This window comes from Flavobacterium coralii (genome assembly GCF_019891545.1).
In the GTDB taxonomy this organism is placed as follows: domain Bacteria; phylum Bacteroidota; class Bacteroidia; order Flavobacteriales; family Flavobacteriaceae; genus Flavobacterium; species Flavobacterium coralii.
The window spans coordinates 83,100-109,274 of the sequence record NZ_JAHDIU010000006.1; the positions used below are offsets into that span (position 1 = coordinate 83,100).

General features: G+C 43.7%; 21 protein-coding genes. 2 read left to right on the top strand and 19 right to left on the bottom strand.

What is annotated here, in order from left to right; translation table 11 throughout:
* Positions 1–79 precede the first annotated feature (79 nt).
* A complete protein-coding gene (dinB, locus tag KJK34_RS10440; protein ID WP_223053824.1) occupies positions 80–1,237 on the top strand; it encodes a DNA polymerase IV in 1,158 nt (385 codons plus the stop codon).
* A gap of 1 nt (position 1,238) precedes the next feature.
* A complete protein-coding gene (locus tag KJK34_RS10445) occupies positions 1,239–4,307 on the top strand; it encodes a DNA polymerase III subunit alpha (RefSeq protein ID WP_223053825.1) in 3,069 nt (1,022 codons plus the stop codon).
* Positions 4,308–4,381: 74 nt separating this feature from the next.
* On the opposite strand, the gene KJK34_RS10450 is transcribed toward KJK34_RS10445, so the two are convergent.
* The 19 genes from KJK34_RS10450 to KJK34_RS10540 form a co-directional block, all read right to left on the bottom strand.
* Positions 4,382–4,999, bottom strand: coding sequence for a DUF305 domain-containing protein (locus KJK34_RS10450; protein WP_223053826.1), 618 nt, complete (start codon positions 4,997–4,999; stop codon positions 4,382–4,384).
* A gap of 44 nt (positions 5,000–5,043) precedes the next feature.
* On the bottom strand, positions 5,044–5,382 hold the full coding sequence (locus KJK34_RS10455) for a four-helix bundle copper-binding protein (RefSeq protein WP_223053827.1): 339 nt from the start codon (positions 5,380–5,382) through the stop codon (positions 5,044–5,046).
* A 29-nt stretch (positions 5,383–5,411) separates the two neighbouring features.
* Positions 5,412–7,685, bottom strand: coding sequence for a multicopper oxidase family protein (locus KJK34_RS10460; RefSeq protein ID WP_223053828.1), 2,274 nt, complete (start codon positions 7,683–7,685; stop codon positions 5,412–5,414).
* A 13-nt stretch (positions 7,686–7,698) separates the two neighbouring features.
* Positions 7,699–8,154, bottom strand: coding sequence for a heme-binding domain-containing protein (locus KJK34_RS10465; protein WP_223053829.1), 456 nt, complete (start codon positions 8,152–8,154; stop codon positions 7,699–7,701).
* Position 8,155: 1 nt separating this feature from the next.
* A complete protein-coding gene (locus tag KJK34_RS10470; RefSeq protein WP_223053830.1) occupies positions 8,156–8,734 on the bottom strand; it encodes a DUF3347 domain-containing protein in 579 nt (192 codons plus the stop codon).
* A gap of 23 nt (positions 8,735–8,757) precedes the next feature.
* Positions 8,758–9,180 carry a hypothetical protein gene (locus tag KJK34_RS10475; protein ID WP_223053831.1) on the bottom strand — a complete coding sequence of 141 codons (423 nt, stop codon included), beginning with the start codon at positions 9,178–9,180 and terminating at the stop codon, positions 8,758–8,760.
* 24 nt (positions 9,181–9,204) lie between these two features.
* Positions 9,205–9,651 (bottom strand): DUF305 domain-containing protein, encoded by a 447-nt coding sequence (locus KJK34_RS10480; RefSeq protein ID WP_236937633.1) that lies wholly within the window; start codon positions 9,649–9,651, stop codon positions 9,205–9,207.
* A gap of 88 nt (positions 9,652–9,739) precedes the next feature.
* Complete coding sequence (locus KJK34_RS10485; RefSeq protein ID WP_223053832.1) at positions 9,740–10,405, bottom strand: DUF3347 domain-containing protein; 666 nt, start codon at positions 10,403–10,405, stop codon at positions 9,740–9,742.
* A 121-nt stretch (positions 10,406–10,526) separates the two neighbouring features.
* Positions 10,527–11,588, bottom strand: a complete 1,062-nt coding sequence (locus tag KJK34_RS10490) for a YncE family protein (RefSeq protein ID WP_223053833.1) — start codon at positions 11,586–11,588, stop codon at positions 10,527–10,529.
* Positions 11,589–11,702: 114 nt separating this feature from the next.
* Positions 11,703–12,908, bottom strand: a complete 1,206-nt coding sequence (locus tag KJK34_RS10495) for an efflux RND transporter periplasmic adaptor subunit (protein ID WP_223053834.1) — start codon at positions 12,906–12,908, stop codon at positions 11,703–11,705.
* A gap of 1 nt (position 12,909) precedes the next feature.
* Positions 12,910–14,208 (bottom strand): heavy metal-binding domain-containing protein, encoded by a 1,299-nt coding sequence (locus KJK34_RS10500; RefSeq protein ID WP_223053835.1) that lies wholly within the window; start codon positions 14,206–14,208, stop codon positions 12,910–12,912.
* Positions 14,183–15,433 (bottom strand): TolC family protein, encoded by a 1,251-nt coding sequence (locus KJK34_RS10505; protein ID WP_223053836.1) that lies wholly within the window; start codon positions 15,431–15,433, stop codon positions 14,183–14,185. The genes KJK34_RS10500 and KJK34_RS10505 overlap by 26 nt, the downstream gene beginning before the upstream one ends.
* 3 nt (positions 15,434–15,436) lie before the next feature.
* Positions 15,437–15,976: an AAA family ATPase gene (locus KJK34_RS10510; RefSeq protein ID WP_223053837.1), complete on the bottom strand. Its 540-nt coding sequence runs from the start codon at positions 15,974–15,976 to the stop codon at positions 15,437–15,439.
* Positions 15,973–17,364: an MBL fold metallo-hydrolase RNA specificity domain-containing protein gene (locus KJK34_RS10515; protein WP_223053838.1), complete on the bottom strand. Its 1,392-nt coding sequence runs from the start codon at positions 17,362–17,364 to the stop codon at positions 15,973–15,975. The genes KJK34_RS10510 and KJK34_RS10515 overlap by 4 nt, the downstream gene beginning before the upstream one ends.
* Before the next feature lie 2 nt (positions 17,365–17,366).
* Positions 17,367–18,248 carry a restriction endonuclease gene (locus tag KJK34_RS10520; protein WP_223053839.1) on the bottom strand — a complete coding sequence of 294 codons (882 nt, stop codon included), beginning with the start codon at positions 18,246–18,248 and terminating at the stop codon, positions 17,367–17,369.
* Positions 18,238–20,859: a cation-translocating P-type ATPase gene (locus tag KJK34_RS10525; RefSeq protein ID WP_223053840.1), complete on the bottom strand. Its 2,622-nt coding sequence runs from the start codon at positions 20,857–20,859 to the stop codon at positions 18,238–18,240. Before KJK34_RS10525 ends, KJK34_RS10520 begins: the two co-directional genes overlap by 11 nt.
* On the bottom strand, positions 20,859–22,778 hold the full coding sequence (locus KJK34_RS15270) for an efflux RND transporter permease subunit (RefSeq protein ID WP_223053841.1): 1,920 nt from the start codon (positions 22,776–22,778) through the stop codon (positions 20,859–20,861). The genes KJK34_RS10525 and KJK34_RS15270 overlap by 1 nt, the downstream gene beginning before the upstream one ends.
* On the bottom strand, positions 22,778–24,052 hold the full coding sequence (locus tag KJK34_RS15275; RefSeq protein WP_223053842.1) for an efflux RND transporter permease subunit: 1,275 nt from the start codon (positions 24,050–24,052) through the stop codon (positions 22,778–22,780). The genes KJK34_RS15270 and KJK34_RS15275 overlap by 1 nt, the downstream gene beginning before the upstream one ends.
* Positions 24,049–26,172, bottom strand: a complete 2,124-nt coding sequence (locus tag KJK34_RS10540; RefSeq protein WP_236937634.1) for a heavy metal translocating P-type ATPase — start codon at positions 26,170–26,172, stop codon at positions 24,049–24,051. The genes KJK34_RS15275 and KJK34_RS10540 overlap by 4 nt, the downstream gene beginning before the upstream one ends.
* Between the last annotated feature and the right edge of the window lie 3 nt (positions 26,173–26,175).

Sequence of the window (26,175 nt, forward strand, 5' to 3'; positions counted from 1 at the left end):
GGTATAATTTGTACCAGCAAATTTATACAAAATTGGTATTATCTGTACTAATTTTGTTTGGTACAAAAATGAATGGATTATGCAGCGCTCGATTGTACACATTGATTTAGATACTTTTTTTGTTTCCTGCGTCAGGCTTCAGAACAGTAGCCTCGAAGGCATCCCCCTTATAGTGGGCGGCGGGGAGCGCGGCGTAGTAGTCTCTTGTTCCTATGAGGCGCGCCGGTTTGGGGTGCATTCGGCAATGCCTATAAAAATGGCATTGAGGTTGTGCCCAGAGGCACGCATTGTCAAAGGTGACATGGAATTGTTCTCCCAATACTCCAATACGGTTTCGCAAATAATAGAGGAGAACGCTCCTGTCATGGAAAAGGCATCCATCGACGAGTTCTATCTCGACATTACGGGAATGGATAAATTTTATGGCTCCTATAAATGGACCCATGAACTCGTAACAAAAGTGACACGTGAGACAGGGCTTCCCCTGAGTTTCGCTTTGTCAGTAAACAAAACCGTTTCAAAGATTGCTACCGGGGAAGGCAAGCCTAAAGGCAACCTCGAAATACCTCAGCCTATAGTACAGCAGTTCCTGAACCCGCTATCAATACGAAAGATACCTATGGTCGGTGATGCAACTTTTAGCCTGTTATCACGCATTGGCATCAGGAATATCCAAACCCTTGCGGAAATGCCCACCAAAGTGCTTCAGGAAATGATCGGCCAAAACGGGCTTGAGCTTTGGAAAAAGGCCAATGGTATCGACAATAATCCTGTAGAGCCTTATCGTGAACGCAAGTCCCTGTCTACTGAAGACACTTTCCATCAGGATACCACCGATATTGTATTCCTGCGTTCAGTCCTCTGCGGCATGGTGGAAAAGCTGGCCTATCAGCTGCGCAGCGAAGGATGGCTAACCTCGAATATTACCGTTAAGATCCGGTACTCAAATTTTGATACCGAAACACGCTCGGTTACTCTCGCTTATACTGCTGCCGACCATACATTGACACGCACCGTATTGGAAGCCTTTGAGAAACTCTACCAGCGCCGCATGAGCCTCCGCCTGATTGGCGTGCGCTTTGGCAAGCTTGTCCGCGGTTCCTATCAAATTAACCTTTTCGAGGATACTCAGGAAATGATGTCGCTCTATCAGGCAATGGACAGGATAAAGAACCGTTTCGGGGCCAATGCCGTTATGCGCTGCAATGGCGGTTTTATAAAACCAAAAGCGGTATAACATGTACCTGAATTGTCACTCCTTTCATAGCCTCCGGTATGGCACCATACCGGTTGAAGAACTTGTCGCTTTGGGAACAGCGTCGGGTGCTAACGCTATTGCTCTAACAGATATCAATACCATAACAGGGACTTATGAGTTTTACAGGCTTTGCCTGGAGGCAGGCATAAAGCCTATTGTAGGGATGGAATTTCGGGAAGACCATAAGCTCCTGTATATTGCCCTTGCAAAAAATCGTCAGGGTTTTGGGGAAATCAACCGCCACCTGACTAAATATAATCTTGACAGTATTCCCATTCCGCCCATGGCGCCGGACTTTGAAAATGCTGCAGTTATTTATCCTTTAAAGTCCGCCCCTGAAGTACTAAGGCCATATGAATACATCGGCATTAAACCGGAAGAACTTTCCCTGCTTATCCGTCCGGAATGGAAATCGAGGCTGGACAAAATGGTTATGTTGCAGCCTGTGACTTTCCGTAACAAGACAGAATATAACCTGCACCGCATATTACGTGCAATCGACCTTAATACCCTCGGGAGCAAATTGACCCCTGATGATTATTGCGCGCCTGATGAGTCCATGGCCCCAATGGAAACATTGATCGGGAAGTACAGCCAATACTCCATGATAGTGGAAAATACTTATGCACTCATTAATGCTTGCCACTTCGAGTACGAATTCAAAGTGCCCCGGAATAAGAAACACTATACTGCCGGGCGGGATACTGACCTCGCTCTGCTTACCAACCTCGCACATCAGGGCCTGGCTAAAAGATATGGTGCTGAGAATAGTGCCGCAAAAGAACGTGTTGAAAAAGAGTTGAAGGTTATCCATCAGTTGGAGTTCAGCGGTTATTTCCTGATTACATGGGACATTATCCGCTATAGCAACTCGATGGGCTTTCTGCATATAGGACGTGGCAGCGGGGCCAACAGCATTATTGCCTACTGCCTTGGTATTACTGATATCTGCCCGTTGGAACTGGATTTATATTTTGAACGTTTCCTCAACCTCAACCGTAAAAGCCCGCCTGATTTTGATATCGACTGGTCCTGGAAAGAACGCGATGTAATACTGGACTATATCTTCAAACGTTATGGTTCCGATCATGTAGCCTTCTGCGGCACCAATGTGGAGTTCAAGTACAAATCCATATTCCGGGAGGTAGGTAAAGTATTCGGCCTTCCAAAGGAAGAACTGGATGCGCTATCAGGAACGCCTATGGACCAGCACGACAAAAATGAGGTAGTAAAAATGGTGCACCGATACGGCATGATGATGGAGAAATATCCCAACCAGCGCTCAATGCATTCCTGTGGCATCCTTATTTCGGAAGATCCCATCACCGATTTTACCGCATTGGAAATGCCCCCGAAGGGTTTTCCAATCGTACAGTTCGATATGCATGTGGCCGAAGAGATCGGATTCGACAAATTTGATATCCTTTCCCAACGGGGGATTGGGCATATTGACGAATCGGTTAAGCTCATCAAAAAGAATAGAGGGATCGATGTAAACATACGTGATACTTCGCTATCCAAAAACGAAGCTGCTTGTAATAAATTTCTAGGGCAAGGGAAAACTATTGGCTGCTTCTACATCGAGAGCCCGGCAATGCGGGGATTGTTACGACGGCTGAAGTGCAATAATTATAAAACCCTTGTGGCGGCATCGTCTATCATACGCCCTGGCGTAGCGCAAAGCGGTATGATGAAGGAATATATCTTCCGGCACAATCATCCGGACAGGTTCGAGTATTTCCATCCTTTCTTTGAAGAACAGCTTGGAGAAACCTACGGTATTATGGTGTATCAGGAGGATGTGATTAAGATTGCACTGCACTATGGAGGGCTTGCTGCGGCCGATGGGGATATCCTACGCAGGGCCATGAGTGGGAAAGGACGTTCCAAAGCGGCGCTTCAAAAGGTAAAGGATAATTTTTTCGCTTCATGTGCTGCCAAAGGGCATCCCGAACAGCTAAGTACAGAGATTTACCGCCAGATCGAATCCTTTGCGGGCTATTCTTTTTGTAAGGCGCACTCGGCATCGTATGCCGTGGAAAGCTACCAAAGCCTTTATCTAAAGGTGCATTACCCTATCGAATTCATGGTAGCGGTCATCAATAACCAGGGCGGCTTCTACCGTACCGAGGTGTACGTCCATGAAGCGCGCATGTCAGGCGCCGAGATACATAATCCATGCATCAACAAAAGCGAGTTTGAAACAACCCTATATGGAAAGGAAATCTATCTTGGTTTTATGCATTTGCAGGGATTGCAGGGCGAAATAGCCTTAAAGATCGTGGAAGAGCGGAAAGCCAATGGGAATTATAGCTCCCTTGAAGATTTTATCAATCGGGTGCCTATCGGCATCGAGGGGTTGCAACTCCTGATCTACATCGGTGCCCTGCGGTCTACCGGTAAGGCAAAAAATGAGCTGCTGGTGACGGCCAGGCGCATTATGATGAATTTCAAGCCGGAAAACCGCCTGCCTCAGTTACTTCCGGAACCCGTAAGGGAATACCGCCTGCCCGAATTGAAGCGTTCATCTTTCGAAGATGCCTTTGATGAAATTGAGTTGTTAGGCTTTCCTGTATCCGTCACGCCATTTAACCTTTTGAAAACTTCTTATCGTGGGGATGTGATGGCACGCGATTTGGTCCATCATCACAAAAAACAGGTGAAAATGCTTGCTTATCTGGTATCGCGCAAGCATGTGCCCACCAAAATGGGCGCTATGTATTTTGGCACCTGGATAGATGCCAACGGGGAATTTTTCGACACGGCGCATTTCACGGGTAGCCTCAAAGGATATCCTTTCAAAGGAGGTGGCTGCTATCTCCTTTTAGGCACGGTCGAAGTAGATTACCATTTTCCAACCATCACAATCTCAAAGATGGAAAAAATGCCTTTCATCCCTGACCCTCGCTACAGGGAAAGCGATGCTGAAAGCTCGCGTACGCAGCAAAAGCTGCGTGAGGATGTATCGATGACCCAGCGTGCTCCCTATCCGCAGGAGCAGGAAATCGGGCTGCCAAGACATAAAATGGTGTCGGCTGAAAACCTTTAGTGCAAATGCTTTTGGCTTTACCATATACAACAAAGCCCCTGCAATCGCAGGGGCTTCTCTCAGCAAAAGGATTATTACCTTTTGTTTTCTGCAAGCCAGTTGCTAAAAGTTATGATTTCTTCGGACTGCATCTCGATAATTGCATTGGCCATAGCGGACAGCTCACCGTTGCTGCCATGATGCAGGTAAGATGAAGCGCTGTCGATTGCCGCTTGGTGGTGGATGATCATCAGGCTGGCAAAATCATTGTCAATATCTCCTGTTATCATTTGCTGGTCGGCCATAGCATCCATTTTATCCATCCCCATCATTTGCTCTTCCATGAAATCCATATCCATACCGTCAACAGGCAAAGCTGCAAGAATTCCCTGAAGTTCCTGTATTTCCTGCTGCTGTGCCGTGATGATCGCTTGGGCCATTGCCTTCATTTCCGCATTTTTCCCTTTTTCAATCTCAAGGTTAGCCATCGCGATGGCGCCCTGGTGATGCATAATCATCATGGCTGCAAAGTCCACGTCCGGGTCATGCGTCATCTCCATGGACGACATCTCATCCATCATAGAATGCATGACCATCATCATCTCATTGTCATCATGATTTTGCAACTGTACCCCACTGGCCGAATCATCATCCGAGCACGATACCATCAATGAAAAGGCTGCTGCCGTAAATAATAAAATTGGTTTCTTCATAATCTGTTGTTTTTTTGTTGTTAATAATTTAAAATTTAATTGTTTTAGCTAATCATCGTGTTGCATGCCTCGGCACATTCCCTGCACGCATCGGCGCATTCCCTGCAGTGATCCATCCCCATTGCTGCATGCCTGTCGCATTCCTCGGCGCAGGCATTGCATATTTGGGCACAAAGTCGGCAAAGGTCAACACTGTAGCTGCTGCCCAGGCTCATAAGCTCAGCCGCTGCCCTGCATATTGCTGCGCACTCAAGGTCAAGCCTGATGCATTTGGCAAGATGTTTTACCTCTTCTTCACCCAGACACTCGCTCGCGCAATGGTTGCACGCAATGGCACAGGCCAGACAGGCTCTTATGCATTCTTCAAATTTTTTGTGTGACATAGTTATATAATTTAGATTGAACATACTTGCTAATAAGTAAGGGCCAGGCCAACCCCAAATCCCATATCACTGTCATAGTGGGCTCTTACTCCGAAATTCTTATCTATGATATACCTGAATTCACCCATGAATTCTTTATCGGTATTGACCATAAATCCTGCGCGCAGTCTGCTAGAGACAGGGATGTCCTCACGCATCAGCGATAAGCGCACGATGCCATCATGATATACCTCAGCCTGAAAATTCACCAGAAGGGGTAAGGTGTATACAAACCCCAAACTAACGGCGCGACGGGTATCTTTTTCATTTTTTTGCCCAAAGATGTTCTTTTCCTGTTCGTCAATCCCCATCCTTCGGTAGCGCCAGTCGAAACCTATAAAGGGCATCAGCCACTGCATCTTCCCGATAAACCTCCCCAAATGCGTTTCGACCTCATACCCATGCATGTCATTATAGCCCAGGCGCCATTCTGTACCTAGGCTCCATCTTGCTGTTTGCAGCATCGCCTCCCCATCATTGCCATTGGTAGCAAAGTCGTTTTGAGCCATCAGATGCGGCATATTGCTTTCCCTCTGTAATTCCCTGTAAGCCTTAGCCTTATCGGGAAGATTGGGGTTTTCGTAATCTCCAACCTCAAAAACCCGGTTCATACCGGCCATCATATGGTAGAGGATATGGCAATGGAAAAACCAGTCACCTTCCTCATTGGCTGCAAACTCAATGACATCGGTCTCCATTGGCATAATGTCAATAATATTTTTCAGGGGTGCATTGTCCCCTTTGCCATTGAGCAGCCGGAAATCAAACCCGTGCAAGTGCATGGGGTGGCGCATCATCGAATTGTTGAAAATTGTGATCCGTAGTATCTCACCCTTTTTGACCTGGATTTTATCGGTTTCCGAAAGTACCCTGTTATCCATACTCCACACATAACGGTTCATGTTTCCCGTTAAGGTGAATTTCAATTCCCTTACGGGAGCACTTCCAGAAAGTGAGGTTTTATACGGGGATTTGAGCATGGCATAATTCAGGGTCACGATGTCGCCCAATGCATTGGCGTTATAGCGGTTGGGATCCTTGTCCATATCCATCCCGCCATGCGCACTATGGTCGTCGCTTTTATTCGCTTCTCCGGTTATTTCGGGGTACATGACCACATTCATGTCCATTTGGTTGAGGCTCATATTCATGCCCATATCATCAAGGTCGCCGTTCATCTTCATCATATCATTCATCATTTTCATGCCTTCAAAATATTTCAGCCTGGGAAGCGGGGATATTAGCTGCTTCACGCCGCTGCCGATATAATAGCTTGCGGATTGCGTCCTGTCTTCTGTCGTAGCCAGGAATTCATACGACAATCCTTCTTGCGGTATAGTTACAACTATGTCGTAAGTTTCAGACACTGCGATGATCAGCCTGTCCACATCGACAGGTTCGACATCGTTGCCATCACTGGCGACCACAGTAATCTTACCTCCAGCGTAACGCAGCCAGAAATAGGAAGATGCACCGCCATTGGATATGCGAAGCCGTACTTTGTCCCCCGCCTTTAAGGTTTTGCCGTCAACCGTTTTTAGCTCCGGTGCATTGCTGCCATTGATAAGGATTTTATCATAATATACATCGCTCACATCCATTGCCAGCATCCGCTTCCACTCATTGGTTACTTTCACGCCAAATTTTCCCTCTTTAATGGCTTCAACGTATGACTGCGTAGCGTTCTTTTTTATAGCCGCCCAATCGTTGGCATTGTGCAGCATCCGGTTGATGTTGTCGGGGTTGTAATTTGTCCATTCGCTTAGTATAATGGGTACGGTCGGCAAATCGTCAATCCCTTTTCTAAAGGTCTTGTCATCCTCCCGTTTCTTCATTACAAAATTACCGTACATACCTATCTGCTCCTGCAATCCCGAATGGGAATGATACCAGTGTGTACCGTGCTGGATAATCGGGAAACGGTAGGTATAGGTTGTACCAGGTTCAATGGGCTGTTGCGTAAGATGGGGTACACCGTCTTCCTTATTGGGCAGGAACACGCCATGCCAGTGCAACGAAGTACTTTCTTTCAATTGATTGTGTACTACAATCTCGGCAGTGTCGCCCTCGGTAAACGTAAGGGTGGGCATCGGGATTTGCCCGTTTACGGCAATCGCCCTTTTTTGCTTACCTGCAAAGTTGACAAGGGTATCTTTTACATACAGGTCGTAATGCACTACTTTCTGTGCAAACAACGTTTGGGTGCAAAGCAGTATCAGCACTGTTTGCAGTATTCTTATGGGTATTTTTTTATATCTGTTCATTCGTTGAAAAATTTTATTTAATGCTGTCTTCCATTATGCCAAACCACGCTATCAAATCCTGCTTATCCTCCGGTGATAATACTGCATTGCGATGGATGAGTGTGTATGACGACAAAGGCATTTCCCCGTCCTTGACCTGCCCCGCCATAGCCCTGAACTTGTTCCGCTGCCTGCGGGCAGAATATTCGCCAAATTCGCTAAAGTTGAGTTCCTCTTTGCCCTTTTTGATATGCTCCGCCATGTACCATGCTCCTGGCTGGATGCGGCTGTACCACGGATAACGCGTATTGTTGCTATGGCAGTCGTAACAGGACTGGACAAGGATAGCCTTTACATTTTGGGGTACGGCGTACACACTTTCGATATGGGTGGCTGGCACTTCATCCGCCTGGTTCCGTAACGGCTGAAAGAACTGTATGCCGATGAGGATAACAGCCAGTCCCAATATGATTTTCTTTTTTAAAGACATATCAGTTCTTTGCAATAGTTTCCGTTACGGAGCCACAGCCCTGCATCTTAGCACCGTAGTACGGGTTTTTGATTTCCTTTGTTTCGCTTAACCAAAATGCTCCTTTTCCATCGTTAAATTTGGGACAGGCTATCTTATATACGGGCTTGCCCAAATCGAATGATTTGGCCAAATCGTAAAAGTCTTCGCCTAACATGACCAGGTGTTCTCTTTGGTGGTGGATGTTGCCCAAGTTGGCGGCTATATGCACGCCATTTTCCTCGATGCTGGCGGAGATGTCCTTATAAGCCTTTAGCTGCTCTGCACTAAAACGGGTCGTATCCAAGCTGTAAAGTGTCTTTACCAAGCCCTGCGCCGCAAATACCGCCTCCTTGTCATCATCTGAAGAAAGAGCGGACACCAACTTCCCGTACTGCCCGAACAGACCCGGTATGGTCGGCTCTGTGCTTGCAGTATGATTGGCGTGTGCCGTAGTGTCCGTATGGGTTTCGGCAGAACTGTTCTTCTTTTCCGAATTGCCGTTACATGCCGATAATATAAATACGGCGATACCAAGAACGGTTGAGATTACATATTTCATCGTTAGTTAATTTTAAAAGTTAATTAGTGTTTTTGCTTTTTTAAATAATTGGTGTAGTTATCCCTGCTTTCAAAGTAGGATACTTCACCGTTGTTTCCCGTAACGGCAATCACCGCAAGAGCCTTGTCCACCTGCTTATGGGAATAGGGGTCTACTGCTACCCGCACGCTGGCATCCTTTGGAATGCGCTCCTTGCACATTTCGCAGCATCCGTAGTAGGTTTTACCGCCAAATTTTACGTCAAACTGCTTTTTGCCCATATAGGCATCGTTGACCATGCAGACTTCATCCGATGGAACCAATTCACCTATTTGGTTACTATGCCCGTGGCTTTCCGGAGTTGCCTGCGAATGCTGTGTCGCTTCATCCTTATTTGACCCTACCTGTCCGCAAGCGGTGAATAGCAGGGCTGATAAGGAAATAAAGCCGATTATTATTTTGCTCATGTCGAAACTGTTTTTTAAATTTTATTATTTACTTTCTTCAAACTCTTTTAGCTTGCGCTTCATCAGTTCAATTTCTTCCGCTTGGGTTTTAAGTATGTTTTTTTGCAGCTCTATCAGTTCCGGGTCGGTCAGGTGTGCCTTTTCGGACATCAATATGGCTGCTGCGTGATGGGGTATCATACCCTTTGCAAACTGCTTGTCCCCGACATTGATTTGTTCCCTGATACCAAACCATGAAAAGATGCCAACGGCAACCGAGATGATGGCTATCGCCCAATTCATCTTCCTGTTGGGGTACATCACTTTCATTATCGCTAATTCGATAAGCAGCATTGCCGAGGTCATCAGCAGGGTCATGTACAGGTTATTGATATTGGGTATCAGGTTCTGCCACTCGTCAATCATGGCGTACATGATAAAATACATCACTGCGAACATGGCGACAGCCATCACCGCAAAGCGTTTGTACATGCCCGAAGCATGTTTTGGATTGTGCGTGCCATGCTCCGAGGCATGACCCGCATTGTGATTGTTTTGCATATTTTCCATAACCCGAAATTTATTTGCTGTTAATTGTTTTTTCCACCTTACCGCAGGTCAGCATTTTAGAACCGTAGTAAGGGTTTTTGATTTCCTTGTTTTCGCTGAACCAAACAGCACCCTTACCGTCATTGAACATCGGGCAATGGTCCTGATACAATGTTTGCGATGTACCGAACAAATCAATCAGGTCTTTCAAATCTTCGCCAAGCGAGGCCAAATGTTCCCGCTGGTGGTGGATGTTGCCGACATTTTCCCCGATATGTTCTGCGTGTTCTTTAGCATCGTCCGCTATGTCCATGTACTTTTTGTGCTTATCGGCAGGAACGGCTTTCATGTCCACTTTATTCAGGGTAGCTAACAGCTTTTTCCCTGAACTGGCGGCAGCTTTGTCATCGTCCGAAACAAGGGCGTTCTTTAAGGACAGATAATCGGTAACTATGGGCGCAATAGAAAAGTTTTTTGTTTCTTCTTTTCCTGTTGCTATTGCTTCCTGACCGCTCGGTGTTTCGCTCACAGCGGGCGCAGCTACCGTATCATCCTCTTTTGGTTGGGAAGCTGGCTGTTCTTGTGATACCACAGCAGTATCATTTGAAGACTGCTCGTTTTTGTTGGATGCCTGATTGCATGATACTGTTACAAATGCCATGATAACAGCAATGATTGATAATGTTAGATTTTTCATTTTATTATTTTTTTAATTAAACAAGTACTTTTTGTAGTGGTTGCCGTTGTGAAATCCCTTACGGACAACCGATAACAGTTTTGTTAAGCGGTACAGATGATATTATCTGTACCGCTCCTTTTTACATTTTTATAAGTATGCCGTTGGGCTTTTTGCCAACGTTAAGGGTTTTTGTTACGGCATGGGATGATACATTGACTACCGAAACCGTGTTGCTTTCCTGATTGGTTACATAAGCGATATTGCCGTCCTGTGTAAATACAATGGCGTGCGCTCCTGCACCTGCATCAAAAACACCGGCGTGCATCCACATACTCATGCCGTTGTCCCAATTCCAGTAATGCACCTTTCCGTTCATTGGGTCGGTAACCCACAGTTCATTTTTTGAAGCATTGTGGGCTGCATATCCGGGCATAAAGCCTAAGCTAATGGTTTCAGTTACCGCATTGGTAGCTACATCAATAACCGAAATGGTCTGTGAAGCCTCATTATCCACATACATTTTGCCGTTAGTGGCTGGCCAGGCTCCTACCGGGTCGTCACCCACGGTCAGGGTTGCAACCACACTCTTGGTCGATGGGTTGATAACCGAAACCGTACCGCTGCCGCCGTTGCACACGTATGCTTTTGTGCCATCCATGCTAAAGGTTACTTCTGCGGGGTCTTCACCTACGGCAATCGTATTTTTGACAGCATAGGTATTGGCATCGTAAACCAAAACTTTTCCATCCATTGCCATTTGCGTTGTCCATATTTCTGTACCATCAGGGGAATAAACGGCATTGTGGTTCATTGCCGGAGTTTCAATGTCTTTTAAAACGGTTCCTTTTACGGCATCCATTATCAGGATACGCCCTTTCATGCCTGCCATGCCACCGGAATGGCCTGCGCTCAAATCCATGCCCGGTACGCCGATAGCTAAATGGTTTTGATGGCTGTAAATGTGATGCGGCCACATGACCATGTTGCCGCCGGAGTTCATGATGTCAAAGGTTTCACTCACGGTATTGTCACTTAGTTTTATGACAGAAACGGTTGCGCTTTCGCCATTGACTACGTAAGCTGCCGGATAATCAATGTTTTTACCCATTGGCATATCGCCCATATCATCTTTACTACAAGAAGATAGAACGGTTAAGGAAATGGTAGTAGCTATTGCCACCAAAGTTGCTCTGTTTTTCATTTTTACTCATTTTTAGATATTAGAAAATATTTGTGTTAATCGCTACTACTATGATGCTTACACTCATGGCGGGACTTTAATTACATTGGAGCAGCGTCCAACTGCCTATCAGATTTAATGGTCATGTCTTTGTCCTGCTCCGCTTTTAAGTATAAACTCACTGCTGATTAAATATGCACCTTCGGTAACAACGATGTCACCTGGTTTTAATCCTGATGTAATTTCAATCCACTGCTTGTTTTGCACACCTGTTTCTACCATGCGTTGCTCAAATGTGTTATCATGGGCCAATACCCAAACGGTTTTCATCTTTTCCAGCAGTACTGCCGATTTAGGAACTGCCAGCACATTGGTAAACGATTTTTCGGGAACGACCGAAACCAATGTGCCGGGTATAAGTTTACCGGCTGAATTGTTTACCCTGATTTTAAGCAGGTAAATTCTTTTGCCTTCTTCTATTACCGGGTTGGAGTAAACCAACGTACCTTTGTAAACTTCTCCGGGATTACTGTCGGCAAACACCTGAAAGGTCTTGATTTCTTCAAGTCCTGAAATTTCATTGGGATACAATTGCGCTTCGACCCAAACCTCATTGAGCGAGGTGATTTTTACAAGTGGACTGCCTTCTGCCACATACATGCCCTCGTTGATGTTTACTTCGCTTACATATCCCGCTTCGGGCGAATAAAATGTAATGAGGGAATTTGTTTTGCCCGATGTTTCCAGTTCGGAAATTTGCTTTTCGGTTAAACCCCACAATGTCAATTTGTTTTTTCCAGCACTTAATAAATCGCTTGTCAGCTTAGATATAGGGATTGTTGTTTTTGCTTTTTCCAGCACGGACAGATATTCCTTTTCATCTGTTTGCAGTTGTTCACTGTAAATACTGTAAAGGGGTCTTCCTTTTTGAAGATATACACCTGTGTTTCTTACAAACAGTTCGTCAATCCTTCCTTTTGCACGGCTGCTAATGGTCTTTACCTGTTCTTCATTAATGGCAACTGTTCCTAAAATAACGGAAGATGATAAAATGTTTCTTTTTCTGACGGTATCTGTTTCAATACCTGCCAATGCCTGCTTATGCTTGTCAATGGTGATAATGTTGCCTTGCATTCCTGCATGGTCGGTTTCTTTCTTCTCTACTTTGATTAAAGACATATTACAAACGGGACAAGAACTAGGTGTTTCGCTTGCTACACTTGGGTGCATGGGGCAAGTATAATAACTGCCGGATGTTTCCTGATGGCTTTCTTGCCCGTTCTTACAACCCGTAAGAATGAGTATTGAAAGCAATATAGTTGAGATAATAAACTGCTTCATGTCAATTTGCATTTAAAAAAGTTTCACTGTCAGTCATCAAACCCGCTTGTTTTGCAATTTCTTCAGTAGGTGAAAGACCGCTTTTAATGATTGTCATTCCGTTGTTGCTTGCTCCAGCAATTACTTTCCGCACCTGAAAAACTCCCGCTCCATTGCGGGTAGTATCTGTTTTGACCCATACGTAAGCATTCAATCCCGTAGTGTAAACTGCCGTTGATGGAACCTGTAAATTTTCATTACCGCTCAAAGCAAAGCCTGCGGTAACAAGCGAATTTATTTTCAGCGAATTATTGGGATTGGGCAACACAATCCTAACTCTTGCAAAACGCTGGTCAGTTTCTTCAAATGTCTTTTCAATCAAAGCAACTTTTCCGTTGAGAAGTTTTGAAGGGTCGCTTTCAGAAACTATTTGTGCAGATTGGTTTTCGTGAATTTGACTTACGTTTCGGTTGGGAACTGAAACCAATACCCAAACTTCCTGTAAATCATTTATATTGAAAAGGGTTTGTGCTTCGTTTACATATGTGCCTTCACGAATTTGCGAAGCGGAAACAGCATAAGAGCTTGTATTGATGGCATTCTGCTGCGTACCCATGTCGTTCATTGCCGATGTGCTTTTTGCAGTAGTGTTTTGCTGCGATGTTAAAGCATTGAAAAAAACATATCCGTTTGAAGGACTGAAAACAGAAACTGTTAGGGCAACTGCTCCCTTTTTTTCCAACTGCGCAATCTGATTTTCGGTAATACCGAGCAGACGTAGCTTTTCTCTCGACTTTTCTATTAAATAATTATCTGCACCTGATTTGAAAAGAAAAAGATGTTCTTCCTGAAAGGTGCGTAAGCCGGGGCTGTATATGTCCATGATTTTATCGCCTTGCTTTACGTATTGGTTGCTGAATTTAACGTATAGCTTCTCAATCCTTCCTCCGAAACGGGCTGCAACGGATTGATTTCTGTTTTGAGCGAGGGTAATAAAGCCTTGCGCTTTCTCGGTTTTTCCACTGTTGCCTGATTGCAGTCTAAAGGTTGCCTGATTTGACAAGACCAGTTTGTTTGGTGAAACTGCCTGCTCCAATTCTTTTTCCACCAACTGCAATTTCATATTACATACAGGACAATCGCCGGGGTGCGGATAGGTTTTATCACCTTCGCAACCCATGGGGCAGATGTACTCGCCCTCAACCTTCTCATGATTTTCATACCCTTGTTCACCTTGTTCATTTTTGCAGGATGATAACGCAGCTACCAAAAGCAAACACACCATAATGCAGATGCTATTTAATTTCTCTTTCGTATTCATATTCGGCTTCCAATTTTAAAATATTGAACAGTTTGTCATACGCTTCCATTTTTTTCATCAGCAACATTTCCCAGGCATCCAGCAGCACAAAAAAATCGCCTGTGTTTTGCTTGTAGGCAAGCAGGTTGGCTTGCAGGTTGTTCTCATAGGCGGGAACAATATTTTTTGTGTAGCTCTGATATTGTTCGTTTTCGTAATTAAGCATCGCAGTTTTTTCGGCTAACATTTTTGAAGCCATGAGTTGCATTGTTTCCTTTTCCCGTTCCATAGACTGAATTTGAAAACCGATTGACTTTACTTCAGAGGAATACATTTTAGACGACCAGGGAACAATGGGAATTGTTACCATTCCCATAACTGACCATTGGCTTGGCATACCAAACATTTGGGCATGTTCGGCACGGATACCAAAGTCAGGTCTTGCGCTTGTTCTCATTACTTTTTGCTCCAACTTCATGGATTGAATGTATTTGTCAAGCGCCGTAATATCACTACGGTTAGAAATGCTTACAGTATCTGCAATGCTGAATAGGTAGTTGCTTGGCGAAATGAGTGTATCAATCTGAAATGGCGTGTTTGCATCACGCAACATCAGCGTGTTTAATCCGATATTGCTTTCTGCAATCACGCTGTTGAGCATCACCAGCATATTTTTTAATTCGGCTAAGCGGGCTTTTGCTTTATATATCGTTTGCAGTTGCGACTGGTTATTGGTAAATTTCTCTTCGGATGTCGTGATGAGCAATTGAAGTATTTCTTCACTTTCTTTTAGAATGCGTTGTTTCTTCTCGGTTACATAACGGTTGTAGTACAGAATTTTCGCTTCACGCCTCAACTCGTTTTTTGTCCATTCACTTTTTGATTTTTCGATTTCAGCCAGTGAACTGATGTAACTTTTCTTGGCGTTCAGTTTGCTTGGATTGGGTATCATCTGTTCAACGGAAAAAGCAATACCCGCCTGGTTCATTGGGTCGTTTTTTTCTTTGAGCATGGAGAAGTCGTAAGGGAAACGCATGATGCCTGTTGAAAAAGTGGGCGGCATCCATGCTTTTGCACCGTCTGCTTTTGCCTGAATAGACTGTATGCTGTATTGGTACTGAATAATGGACGGGTAATTAGTTTCCACCTGCTGCAACAGCTTTTCCAGCGAAATATAAGTTGTGTCTTGAGCGTGAAGCTGGAGCAGACAAACCAATAATACTATTGTTGAAACTATCTTTTTCATGCTCTAAATGTGTTTTAGAATAAAATCAACCCGTTCTTCCGGTGGCAGAACCGGCACATGAACAATAGGGCAAGGGAATGTTTCATACACCTTAATTATCAGGTTATGAATACGGATTTGCTCTGCTTCGTCTTCTAATCTTGCATAGTCGTTGGTAAGCGGCAAACGGTCTAATATGAAAACTTGCTTGTAGCAATATTTATTACACTGTTCTATTAACCTGTCGTCATATTCTAAACCCAAGAACTGATAGTATGCCATTGCATCGGGTAAGGCGCGGTCTAAAAACACCATTTCATTTACATCTAAGGTTGCTTCTTCTTCAATCTGCATATTCAGCACTCCTAACTGAAATTCTTTTTTGTTTTCACGAATTTCTTCAACCGTGCGCCCTTTTATTTTTTGCGTATCAATGTAATGACGTGCATGTTCAATAGTGGTTTTGTAACCTCTTTCGGCAAGCAGGTTTACTACCGTGGTTTTCCCCGTGCAGGGCCCCCCTGTAATTACATTCCAGTTTGTGATAATTTCTTTGTGTTTCATGGCCTTTTGATTTTTAATTCAAATTCGTTTCGCTGATTAAGGACAGGAATTTCACTATCCCATTTATAAACTTCTTTTATTTTTTCCTGCAATCCCTTTGCGCCATCCGCTTCGCTGTGGACAATAAAAATTTTATCCGGTTTGGATTGCAGTTTTCTCATCCAGTCAATCAATCCATTTTGGTCGGCATGACCGGATAATCCTTCAATATTTTCAATATGAGCTTTTACTGCATAGAATTTACCTCTCATCTTGATTTCAGATGCACCTTCAAGTAAAGCTCTTCCTCTTGTTCCTTCCGCCTGAAAGCCAACCAACAGAATAGTTGCGCTTTCATCGCCTAAGTATTTTTCAAAGTAAGTAAGCACTCTGCCTCCTGCCGCCATTCCGCTTCCGGCAATAATTATTTTAGGTGTATTGTCTTCTGCAAGTGCAAAAGTTTCATCAACACTTTTAATACGCTTTATGGTGTTGCACATTTCAGAACATTCATCGGTGGAGAGTTTATGCCAATCTGTATTTCTATGAAAAACTTCCAAAACATTTCTTCCCATAGGACTATCCATATAAATAGGTATATCGGGAATTTTATTGGTCTTTTTTAACTGCCAAAACAGATACATGAGTAACTGTGTCCGCTCTACCGAAAAACTCGGTATGATGATAGTGCCGTTTCTTGCCATGCAACGATTAATAAGTTTTTCCAAATTGTTGATGGCTGGTTCGACAGGATGAAGGCGGTTGCCATAAGTGGCTTCAATAAATAAAACATCCGCTTTTTCAGGCTTTTCCGGTGGAAACAAAAGTGGGTCTATCTCCCTGCCAATATCACCGGAAAAGACTAATGTTTTTTCGCCAATCTGCAATTCAATAAATGTAGCACCAATAATATGTCCGTTGTATCGGAAACGGTATCGGATATGCTCGTTAATTTGTAACCATTGATTGAGGGGTTGCGGTTGAAAAAGCGGCAAAGTATTTTCCACATCAGGCAAGCCATAAAGCGGCAAAGCGGGCTTGTGTTTTGAGTAGCGGAATTTGTTCGCTCTCTCTGCATCTTCTTCCTGAATTTTTGCACTGTCTTTTAAAATGATTTCGGCAATCTGTAAGGTTGGTGAAGTGCCGTTGATTGTTCCGCTAAAACCATGCTTCACCAGTAAGGGGAGGTAGCCTGTGTGGTCTAAGTGTGCATGTGTTAGTAATACTATATCAATAGTTTTTGCTGAAACGGCTAATGGTTGCCAATTTAGTTGCCGGAGTTCTTTTAGCCCCTGAAACAAACCGCAGTCTATCAGTATTTTTTTACCAAAAGCAGTAACAAGATACTTTGAGCCGGTAACTGTTCCGGCAGCACCTAAGAATTGGATTTTGATTTTATTGTCGTTCATAATTATTGTTTTATACTTTGAAATTTCTTTGCTGAGAATTCTTCACACAATGCCGAACATTCTTCCATTACTTTTTCCAACCGTGGTGAATGGATGCCTATGTTTTGCAACACACTTTGATTGTGATGCATGGTTTTACACAGCACTATTTTTCTGTCTAATAATTGTTGTTTCTCTTTTTGGGTAAGCGTTGTAAGGCAGGTTACGGGGTGTAATCCCGAACCATCAATCCAGTCTTTTAACCCATTATGTTTGGGGTAATCCCAACTCACAAGGTTCATATTCATGCACCTTCCGTATTGAGCAGCATCTTCTGAAAAGCGAGTATTGGTTACTACCCAACCCTGATGAAATTTTTCAGAATGACCATCTAACTGTTTCCATTGTCTTTCCACATCTAAAAATCTTGACTGAATGTATAGCGGGATTTTAACATCGGACGAGTAACCCTGACGGTTATGAAATTTGCACTCAATCATAAAATGGTGTTCGTCTTTTTCGGCAATCACATCAATTTCATGGTTTACACAATGTCCTTTTACAATTACGCCCACTTGCGTTTTGTAACCTCTATGTTTTAAAAGTTCGCCAACAAATTGCTCAAACGGAAAACCGGAAGGTCCCAATTCCATAATGGCTTGTTTGAGTTTATAACGTGCTGCTGCCGGACGGGAATAATTTCTCAGCAATCGAAATGCAGTTTTGTAAATCTTCCGGGTGGACATTCCTTCAACCAGCATTTCGATTACTTCATTGGTAATTTCATCTGCCTGTTCGTTAGTTGCACCAGAACGCAGCAACGATTGTTTTAGCTTTCCTTTGTTGAACGGAGCTTTTTCGCCTGATGCCTTAATGATGTTTATATTTTCAGCGTTAATCTTCATCGTGAATTAGATTTGTTCGTTTTAAAATTTGAATAACCAATAGTGAAATCGAAGCAGATACGAAAACAATCAACCAGTCTTCCGCTTTCAGCGACTGAACATTCAATGCTTCACGAGCTGGAGGAATAAAAAATACGGAAACCACGACTAACCCGCTTGTAAGCAGTGCATACCAAACATATTTATTTTGGAATACTTCAGATTTTATAAAAGAAGTTTTGACCGATGCCATGTTGAACACATGGAACAACTGGCAAACAATAAGAGTAAAGAATAAAATGTTGTTGCAGAGTTTCGGGTCAAAGTGTTCGCCTGTATGCAAAACAAAATGGCTAAAGAATACTGCTCCCAATGTGCAAACGGAAATGATTGCCGCATAAATCCAAACAGCATACCACTGTTTTGTTTTTAACAGCGGTTCAGCCGGATTTCGGGGCTTGTGTTTCATAACATACGGACTGCCTTCGCTTACGCCCAAAGCAAGGGCGGGCAACACATCTGTTATTAGATTGATAAAAAGTATTTGCAGCGGAATTAATTGAAAATGCAGATTGGACAACGCAGCTAATGACACCACAAACAATTCGCTCATGTTGCAGGAAAGCAGGTAAATCACAAATTCCTGAACATTAGTAAAAATAACACGACCTTGCTTTATTGCATGAACTATGGACGAAAATTTATCGTCTTTCAATACCATGTCTGACACTTCCTGTGCCACTTGTGTTCCTCTCACTCCCATTGCGATGCCGATGTCTGATTTCTTCAAAGCAGGAGCATCATTTACACCATCACCTGTCATGCCAACGATGTTTCCTTTTTCCTGCAACACTCTTACCAAATCCAATTTATGAGCGGGTGTAACCCTTGCGAAAACAGAAGTGTCAGCCCAAAGATTTTTTTCCTGTTCGCTTAACTGTTCAAAGGGCTTCATGTTCTTGCCGATGACAGGTTGCGTGTTTTCGGATATATGAAGTTGGTTGGCTATATAATTTGCAGTGGCAGGATGGTCGCCTGTAATCATCACTACTTTAATACCTGCATCTTTACATTCATTGATTGCATCAAACACATCTTCGGCTGGCGGATCCATCATTCCGTATAGTCCGGCAAAAACCAAACTGTCTGTGAGTGCAACATCTTTTGAAGCAGTTTCTTTAAAAGCACCAGCAATAACTCTTAAACCGGATGATGCCAATTGTTCAGATTTGTCTTTCCATTGGTTTCTTGTTTCTTCATTCATCTCTTTAATTTCAGAACCGTTAAGAATATGACTGCACTGTTTGAGTATTTCTTCTGCTGCGCCTTTAGCACAAACTATAAAATCGTTTTGATTGCCGTGTAGCGTTGCCATCATTTTTGTTTCCGATGAAAACGGGACTTCATCTATTTTAGGAAACTGTTGACGCAACCGCTCAACATTCTCTCCTTTGTTGTGTGCATATTTCAGTAAGCCCGTTTCCAGCGGGTCGCCAATTTCTTTAATGTCGTTTTCTAAAATCTGAATGGATGCGGTGTTGCATAAAACAGCTATATGCTGAAGGAGTTGTTTATTCTTTTCAGAAGTTTCATCAGCAGGGATTAAATCTGTTACTTCTATTTTATTTTGAGTAAGTGTTCCTGTTTTATCGGTGCAAATAACGGTTGTGCCTCCTAAGGTTTCTACTGCCGAAAGTTTTTTTACGATGACATTATGCCTTGCCATTTTCATCATCCCTTGAGCCAATGCAAGGGTTGCCACAATGGGAAGTCCTTCGGGTATGGCTGCTACTGCAAGGGCAATGGCCGTTTCAAGCAATTCCACATAATCGCCATGCGTGAACATACCGACAATGAAAATCAGCACCACTAAAGCAACTGTTATGTAAATGAGTTTACGACTGAATACCTGTAACTTTTTTTCAAGTGGAGTGGCTGATTGCTCTGCTCCCTGCACGAGGTGTGCGATTTTGCCTAATTCGGTTTGCATACCTGTTGCAACCACAAGGGCAGTGGTGTTTCCGTTGGTAACGAAAGTGCCTTTGTGCAACATATTGGTGCGGTCAGCAAGTGGAATATCTCCCGAAAGTTCGCTTGCTGTTTTTTCAACAGGCATGGCTTCGCCCGTAAGCGATGCTTCATTTATGGAAAGTTGTGTAGCGGAAATAATTCTTGCATCTGCGGTAATCATCTCACCTGCTTCAACAAACAGCAAATCGCCCGGAACTAATTCTTCGGATGCTATTTCGGTCAGCTTACCATTTCTGAAAACTTTGGAAGGGACACTGACCATTTTTTTCAGCGCATTCATGGAGCGTTCCGCCTGCATTTCCATCCAAAAGCCAATGGTTGCATTAACAAGTATTACAAGCAGAATTGCCGTTGCATCCAAATATTCCTGAAACCAAAACGACATGGCGGCTGCAAACAACAACAAATACACCAAGAGGTTATTAAACTGCGACAGGACTATTTTTAAAGGGTGTTTTCCTTTATCGGATTGAATACTATTACTCCCGTATTTTTCAATACGCTTTGCAGCGTCAAGGGAGTTCAATCCTTGTTTTATATCACTGCCAAGTTCAGTGATAAGTTCTGTTACAGGAATTGTATGTGGGTTTACTGTTTTCATTAATCTATGTTTTCTAAAAATTCTACTTTACCATATTTTTTTATTTCTCTTTCCTTGACGATTTGATATATAACTGGCAAAACGATTAATACGAAAAGAGTAGAAGTTATTAGGCCAAAAACAAAAGGTATTGTAATAGGCTTCATGACATCACTACCTACACCTGTTGCCAAAAGAATAGGCATTAAACCAATCATATCGGCCATTACCGTCATCAGTTTAGGTCGTACACGCATTACGGCACCGGAAAACACGGCTTTCTCGACATCTTCGTTTGAGAGTTCAGCACTTTTCTTTTTTTCTACTGTATCTCTTATGGCTTCATTCATATAGACGAGCATCAATACACCAGTCTCTACCGCAATGCCGAATAAGGCAATAAAACCTACCGCAACAGCTACCGAAAAATTCACATCGAAAAAATACATTGAATATACCCCCCCGATTAATGCAATGGGAATACTTGAAAGGACAATCACCATTTCCTTAACCGAATGGAAAGTGAAATAGAGGACAAAAGCAATTATCAAAAGCGTAATGGGAATGATGATTTTTAAACGGTTCTCTGCTCGAACCTTATTTTCATATTGCCCACTCCATTCAATAAAATAGCCTTTGGGCAGCTTTTGAAAATCTGCATCAATACGTTTTTTAGCATCGCCAACTACGCTTCCCATATCCCTGCCACGCACATTGAACAGAACCGTTCCCCGCAGCATGGCATTTTCAGAATTTATCATTGGCGGGCCTTCCGAAATTTCAACATCCGCCACTGCTGACAATGGAATAACACCGTAACCCGATGTCTGCAAAGGCGTTCGTTTTATTTCTTCTATATCGCTTCTAAAATCCTGCGCTAAGCGTATGGAAACGCTGAAACGCTGCCTGCCTTCAATGGTATTGGTCAAAGGCATTCCTCCTAATGCCATTTCAATAAGCATATTCACTTCTTCAATAGAAAGATTATATCGGGCAATTTCTTCCCGATTAATTCTTATATCCAAATATTTCCCCCCTGTGAGTTGCTCTACATATAAATCTGCAAGCCCATCAATACCTTTCAATGATTTTTCAATTTGCCTTGAAAGGTTGTAGATAGTATCTAAGTTTTGCCCATAAATTTTCACACCAATATCTGTCCGGACACCTGTCGAAAGCATATTGATACGATTGATTATAGGCTGTGTCCAACCACTTGTAACACCAGGTATCTGCACTTTTTCGTTCAGTTCCGAAATCAGCTTTTCGGTGGTCATGCCTTTACGCCACTCCGATTGGGGTTTTAATACAACAATGCTTTCAATCATACTTACCGGAGCATTGTCGGTTGCAGTATAGGCACGACCTGCTTTGCCCAGAACATTTTCCACTTCGGGAACGGACATAATGAGCTTGTCCTGCACCTGCAAAATACGTTTGGCTTCGTTGTTGGAAACATCAGGAAGTGTAACGGGCATAAACAAAAGAGAACCTTCGTCTAACGGTGGCATAAATTCCGAACCCAAACGCACTACAAAAGGAATGCTACCCACCACGATTAAAGCAGCAATAGCAATTACCGTTTTTTTCCAATGCTGGCAAAGGCGCAAAACAGGGCTGTATATTTTTATAAAGAAATTTGCAACGGGGTTTCTGCTTTCAGGAATGAGCTTGCCTTTCATTAAAGAACGCAACAGCATTGGGACAACAAATAATGCTATAATGGCGGAGCCAATCATAGTAAAGGTTTTTGTCCATACCAAAGGCGAAAACATTTTCTTTTCCTGCCCTTCGAGAAACAATATGGGAGAGAATGAAATGAGCGTTACCAATATGGAAAAGAAAACGGCTCTTCCAACAGTGCGTGATGAGCGTTCAATGATTTTGATACGTTCTTCCTCACTCAATTCTTTTGTATTTCCTATTCTTTGCTTTTCCATTATTCTTCTGATTTTAAAACTGCTTTTACTAAACCTTTATAAGCGTTTTCAGTCATCACAATTCCCGCATCCACCAAATCGCCAATGGCTAAGGCAATACCGCCCAATGACATAATGTTGAGTGAAATGCCAAACATTTTCACGAACATAAAGCCAATCAGCACCGACAAGGGAATGGTAACAATGGCCACTACTGCGCTTCGCACATGGAAAAGAAAAATCAGCACCACTAATGAAACCACAATAATTTCTTCCCACAACGCCTCTTTCAATGTTGCAATGGCAGCTTCAATTAAATTGCTACGGTCGTAAGCAATTTTAATCTTCACTCCGGGAGGCAAACCTTTTTCCACATCGCCTAACCTTTCTTTTACACGGTCAATCACTTCTTTTGCATTTTCGCCATATCTGGCAACCACCACACCGCCCACTACTTCGCCTTCGCCGTTTTCTTCTACAATTCCCAATCGGATGTCGCTGCTCATTTGTACATCGGCAACATCTTTCAGCTTGATGGGAATGGATTTATTTGAGCCAACGGAAATTTCTTCTATATCCCGGATGTCTTTGATATAACCTAATCCTCTAATCATATAACCCATACGGTTCATTTCATAGATACTTCCTCCAACGTCACGATTGTTGGCTTTAAGGGCATTTGCCACATCCATTGCTGAAATGTTGTAGTAAATAAGTTTGTTGGGATTGACGCTCACCTGATATTGTTTTTGGAAACCTCCGAAAGAGGCCACCTCGCTCACACCTTCTACATTCTGCATTGCAAATTTTACATACCAGTCCTGCACTGCACGGAGTTCGCCCAAATCGTAACCATCGCCCTGAAGCGTGTACCAAAAAACATGACCCACGCCTGTTCCATCGGGACCGAGAGTGGGAGTTACCCCTTGTGGTAATGCTTTTTGAGCGAAGTTCAACCGCTCCAAAACACGGGTTCTTGCCCAATAGATTTCTGCATCGTCATTAAATACAACAAAGATGAAACTCATGCCAAACATAGATGCTGCACGAATGGCCTTAACGTTGGGAATACCCTGCAAGTTGGAAACCAAAGGGTAGGTAATCTGGTCTTCCATGATTTGGGGGTTACGTCCCATCCATTCGGTGTAAACGATGACCTGATTTTCGGAAAGGTCGGGGATGGCATCAACCGGTGTGGTCATTACCGACCATACGCCCCCAACCACAATCAGCAGTATGCCTATCCACACGAAAAAGCGGTTGTGCGTTGACCATGAAATAATTTTCTCTATCATGACAGTCTCCTTTTTAAAAGTTGGGAATTAATCGCTACTACTATCGTACTTACGCTCATCAATACCGCACCCATTGCTGGGCTTAAAACAAAATTTGGATAGAATATACCTGCTGCAAGTGGTATTGCCACCACGTTGTAGCCAACCGCCCATATCAGGTTCTGTATCATTTTCTTGTAGGTAAGTCTGCCAAAGTCAATCAGTTTGACCACATCCCTCGGGTCGCTGTCCACCAATATGATATCGGCTGTTTCGGCAGCCACGTCCGTACCGGAACCCACGGCAATTCCAACATCTGCCTGTGCCAGTGCAGGTGCATCATTTACACCATCACCAGTCATTGCTACGATTTCGCCTTTTGCCTGAAACTCCTTTACTTTCTCCTGCTTGTTATGCGGAAGCACATTGGCCAAATACCCGTCCATACCCAATTTTCCGGCTACGGCAGCAGCAATCCTGTCGTTGTCCCCGGTGAGCAGAAAGGACTTGATGCCCATTTTTTTGAGTTCCTCAATCGCCTGTGCCGAACCCTCACGGATGCTGTCTGCCAAAGTAATGATGCCGATTACCCTGTCATCAATGAGGACAAAGTTGACCGTTTCGGCTTCCTGATTGATTTCGCTTGGTATTTCCGGCAGGGAAAGGTGGTTTTCGGTGAAATAATTCGGGCCGCCAGCTACGATATTTTTGCCGTTCACGACACCTTTTACACCTATGCCCTGCATATAGCTAAAGTTTTCAGATTTCCATAAGGCAAGGCTCTTTTCTTTCAATGTAGCCATAATGCCTTTAGCAATATGGTGTTCCGAATTTTGCTGTACTGCGGCAGCATACTGGATAACCTCATCGGCATTATATTCATCCGTTAACGGTATAACCTTTTCTACTGCATGGGAACCTTTGGTGAGTGTACCAGTCTTATCAAAAATGACGGTGGAAAGTTTGCGGGTGGTTTCAAATGCCGTACGGTTGCGGATGAGCAGGCCATTGGTCGCCGAAAGCGTTGTGGAAATGGCGACCACCAACGGGATAGCCACGCCCAATGCGTGCGGGCAGGCCGTTACCATCACCGTCACCATTCTTTCAAGCGCAAAGGCAATATCTCCACTGCTTGCATACCAATAGGCAAATGTGCCTATGCCAACGGCAATGGCAATAAAGGTGAGCCATTTGGCAACTTTGTCCGCAAGGTTCTGTGTATTAGACTTGGTAGCCTGCGCTTCCTGCACAAGATTGATAACCCTGTTCAGGTAGCTGTCTTTTCCCACGGCTGTTACCTTGACTTTCAGCGCACCATCGCCATTGATAGAGCCTGCGATGACCTTTCCGTCTTTTTCCTTTTTTACGGGAACACTTTCTCCGGTAAGCATACTCTCGTTGATATACGAAAGCCCCTCCAGTACCAATCCATCGGCTGGAATTTTTTCACCCGGTTTTATGATAGCCGTTTCACCGCTTTGCAGGTCTTCGAGCTTTATCTTTACGGCTTCTCCGCCACGTTCCACGGTAACATCGTTGGGCAGCAAAGCCACCAATGACTGCAATGCCCGTGAAGCAGCCATTTGGGAACGCATTTCCAGCCAATGCCCTAACAGCATGATGTCAATAAGGGTTGCCAGTTCCCAAAAGAAGTCCATACCCTGCAAGCCAAATACAACGGCTACGGAATAGACATAGGCTACGGATATGGCAATGGCGACAAGGGTCATCATGCCTATGGCCTTGGCTTTTATCTCGCCAATCATTCCTTTTAGGAATGGCAAGCCTCCATAGCTATAAATCACCGTACCCAATGCCAGCAGCACATATTTATCGCCATTGAAAACAAGGGAGAAACCTAACCATTGCTGTATCATGTGCGACAGGAGCAGGATAGGGATTGTAATGACAAGGCTTATCCAAAAACGTGTGAGGAAATCGCCTGTATGATGTCCCTCATGTTTATTAAAGTTTTCATCAGCATGGCCATGTTGAGAATGCCCGGAATGCCCATGTTCTGATGTGTGTTCATGAGAAGCTGACGTACCGCCAACGTGAACCAATGCCATGCCACAAAGAGGGCATTTGCCTGGTTCGTCTTTTAGCACCTGCGGGTGCATAGGACACGTGTATTTTTTCATAAC

What these genes read in the sequence shown, in the direction of transcription:
- dinB (WP_223053824.1), top strand. Translation starts at nt 80, where the DNA reads ATGCAGCGCTCGATTGTACACATTGATTTAGATACTTTTTTTGTTTCC.
- KJK34_RS10445 (WP_223053825.1), top strand. Translation starts at nt 1,239, where the DNA reads ATGTACCTGAATTGTCACTCCTTTCATAGCCTCCGGTATGGCACCATA.
- KJK34_RS10450 (WP_223053826.1), bottom strand. Translation starts at nt 4,999, where the DNA reads ATGAAGAAACCAATTTTATTATTTACGGCAGCAGCCTTTTCATTGATG.
- KJK34_RS10455 (WP_223053827.1), bottom strand. Translation starts at nt 5,382, where the DNA reads ATGTCACACAAAAAATTTGAAGAATGCATAAGAGCCTGTCTGGCCTGT.
- KJK34_RS10460 (WP_223053828.1), bottom strand. Translation starts at nt 7,685, where the DNA reads ATGAACAGATATAAAAAAATACCCATAAGAATACTGCAAACAGTGCTG.
- KJK34_RS10465 (WP_223053829.1), bottom strand. Translation starts at nt 8,154, where the DNA reads ATGTCTTTAAAAAAGAAAATCATATTGGGACTGGCTGTTATCCTCATC.
- KJK34_RS10470 (WP_223053830.1), bottom strand. Translation starts at nt 8,734, where the DNA reads ATGAAATATGTAATCTCAACCGTTCTTGGTATCGCCGTATTTATATTA.
- KJK34_RS10475 (WP_223053831.1), bottom strand. Translation starts at nt 9,180, where the DNA reads ATGAGCAAAATAATAATCGGCTTTATTTCCTTATCAGCCCTGCTATTC.
- KJK34_RS10480 (WP_236937633.1), bottom strand. Translation starts at nt 9,651, where the DNA reads ATGTACAAACGCTTTGCGGTGATGGCTGTCGCCATGTTCGCAGTGATG.
- KJK34_RS10485 (WP_223053832.1), bottom strand. Translation starts at nt 10,405, where the DNA reads ATGAAAAATCTAACATTATCAATCATTGCTGTTATCATGGCATTTGTA.
- KJK34_RS10490 (WP_223053833.1), bottom strand. Translation starts at nt 11,588, where the DNA reads ATGAAAAACAGAGCAACTTTGGTGGCAATAGCTACTACCATTTCCTTA.
- KJK34_RS10495 (WP_223053834.1), bottom strand. Translation starts at nt 12,908, where the DNA reads ATGAAGCAGTTTATTATCTCAACTATATTGCTTTCAATACTCATTCTT.
- KJK34_RS10500 (WP_223053835.1), bottom strand. Translation starts at nt 14,208, where the DNA reads ATGAATACGAAAGAGAAATTAAATAGCATCTGCATTATGGTGTGTTTG.
- KJK34_RS10505 (WP_223053836.1), bottom strand. Translation starts at nt 15,433, where the DNA reads ATGAAAAAGATAGTTTCAACAATAGTATTATTGGTTTGTCTGCTCCAG.
- KJK34_RS10510 (WP_223053837.1), bottom strand. Translation starts at nt 15,976, where the DNA reads ATGAAACACAAAGAAATTATCACAAACTGGAATGTAATTACAGGGGGG.
- KJK34_RS10515 (WP_223053838.1), bottom strand. Translation starts at nt 17,364, where the DNA reads ATGAACGACAATAAAATCAAAATCCAATTCTTAGGTGCTGCCGGAACA.
- KJK34_RS10520 (WP_223053839.1), bottom strand. Translation starts at nt 18,248, where the DNA reads ATGAAGATTAACGCTGAAAATATAAACATCATTAAGGCATCAGGCGAA.
- KJK34_RS10525 (WP_223053840.1), bottom strand. Translation starts at nt 20,859, where the DNA reads ATGAAAACAGTAAACCCACATACAATTCCTGTAACAGAACTTATCACT.
- KJK34_RS15270 (WP_223053841.1), bottom strand. Translation starts at nt 22,778, where the DNA reads ATGGAAAAGCAAAGAATAGGAAATACAAAAGAATTGAGTGAGGAAGAA.
- KJK34_RS15275 (WP_223053842.1), bottom strand. Translation starts at nt 24,052, where the DNA reads ATGATAGAGAAAATTATTTCATGGTCAACGCACAACCGCTTTTTCGTG.
- KJK34_RS10540 (WP_236937634.1), bottom strand. Translation starts at nt 26,172, where the DNA reads ATGAAAAAATACACGTGTCCTATGCACCCGCAGGTGCTAAAAGACGAA.